A 1,412-nucleotide genomic window follows, 5' to 3' on the forward strand; every position below is an offset into this window, starting at 1 on the left:
GGCCGGGGCCGATGCGGCTGGAGGGGCGCTATGCGCGGATCGAGCCGCTGGTGCCGGCGCACGCCAAGGCGCTCTTCGCCGCCAATAGCGACGACGAGCGGATCTGGGACTACCTGCCCTACGGGCCGTTCGCGAGCGAGGCGGCCTATGCCGCCTGGGTGGTGCAGATGGCGGGCAAGGCCGATCCGCTCTTCTTCACCGTCATCGACCGGGGCGGGCGGCGGACGCCGGCGGGCGTCGCGAGCCTGATGCGGATCGCGCCCGAGGCGGGGTCGATCGAGGTCGGCAACATCTGCTGGTCGCCGGCGCTCAAGCGGACGCGGGCGGCGAGCGAGGCGGTCTTCCTCTTCGCCGACTGGGTGTTCCGCGAGGGCTACCGGCGCTTCGAGTGGAAGTGCGATGCACTGAACCGGCCGAGTCGGCGGGCGGCGGAGCGGATGGGCTTCTCCTACGAGGGGGTCTTCCGGCAGGCGATGGTGGTGAAGGGGCGGAACCGCGACACCGCCTGGTTCGCGATGACCGACGGGGACTGGCGCTGCCTGCGGCCGGCCTGGGAGCGGTGGCTCGATCCGGCGAACTTCGACGCGGACGGCCGGCAGAAGCTGTCGCTGAGCGCGCTCACCGCCCCCTGCCGGGTGGCGTCGGACCCGCTCTTCGCGAGCTGATGGGCCGGCGGGGGCCGCTCAGGCGCTGGCAGCGGCGCTGGAAGGACGGCTGGGTGGGCGATCTCGACGCGCCGGGGGCGCGGCGAAACGCGGCGATCGACATGCTGGTCTTCGACCACGGACTGCTGCGCAAGGCCTGGCGCAACGAGCATGAGGTGGACAAGGGCGTCTGGCGGTCGAGCCAGCCCGACCCGGGCATGGTGCGGCGGCTGGCGGGGCAGGGGTTCCGGGCGATCCTGAACCTGCGCGGGGCGACCGAGTACGGATCCTACCTGCTCGAGCGGGAGGCCTGCCGGGCGGCGGGGATCGAGCTCGTCGACTTCAAGCTGACCTCGCGGGCGCTGCCGAGCCGGGAGGAGATCCTCGCGCTCGACGCGACCTTCGCCGGGCTGCCGCGGCCCTTCCTGATGCACTGCAAGTCGGGGGCGGACCGGGCCGGCTTCGCGGCGGCGCTCTATCTGCTGCTGCAGAAGGGGGCGACGCCGGAGGAGGCGGCGCGGCAGTTGCACTGGCGCTACCTGCATCTGCGCGGCGCGGCGACGGGGGTGCTGCACTTCCTGCTCGAGCGCTATGCGGCGGATGCGGCCAAGGAGCCGATGAGCTTCCGGCGGTGGGTGGAGACGCGCTACGACCGCGACGCTCTGATGGCGGCTTACCGGAGCGGGGGGGCGGCGGACTTCCTGGTCGACAGGGTGCTGCGGCGGGAGTGACCGGGGGGGCGGCCCGAGGGGGCCATCGGGCCCCCTC

Annotated in this window: 2 protein-coding genes; both read left to right on the plus strand. The window is 73.4% G+C overall.

The annotated features are described in order from the left end of the window. The first annotated feature begins 11 nt into the window (after positions 1-11). Positions 12-665, plus strand: coding sequence for a GNAT family protein (locus Q0112_RS09000; protein WP_297974182.1), 654 nt, complete (start codon positions 12-14; stop codon positions 663-665). After that, on the plus strand, positions 665-1,375 hold the full coding sequence (locus Q0112_RS09005) for a sulfur transferase domain-containing protein (RefSeq protein ID WP_297974181.1): 711 nt from the start codon (positions 665-667) through the stop codon (positions 1,373-1,375). The genes Q0112_RS09000 and Q0112_RS09005 overlap by 1 nt, the downstream gene beginning before the upstream one ends. The last annotated feature ends 37 nt before the right edge of the window (positions 1,376-1,412 follow it).

This window comes from uncultured Amaricoccus sp. (assembly GCF_937858865.1).
Taxonomy (GTDB): domain Bacteria; phylum Pseudomonadota; class Alphaproteobacteria; order Rhodobacterales; family Rhodobacteraceae; genus Amaricoccus.

Bases quoted from the DNA above. Each gene is read 5' to 3' on its own strand.
- Q0112_RS09005 (WP_297974181.1), top strand. From the start codon at position 665: ATGGGCCGGCGGGGGCCGCTCAGGCGCTGGCAGCGGCGCTGGAAGGAC.
- Q0112_RS09000 (WP_297974182.1), top strand. From the start codon at position 12: ATGCGGCTGGAGGGGCGCTATGCGCGGATCGAGCCGCTGGTGCCGGCG.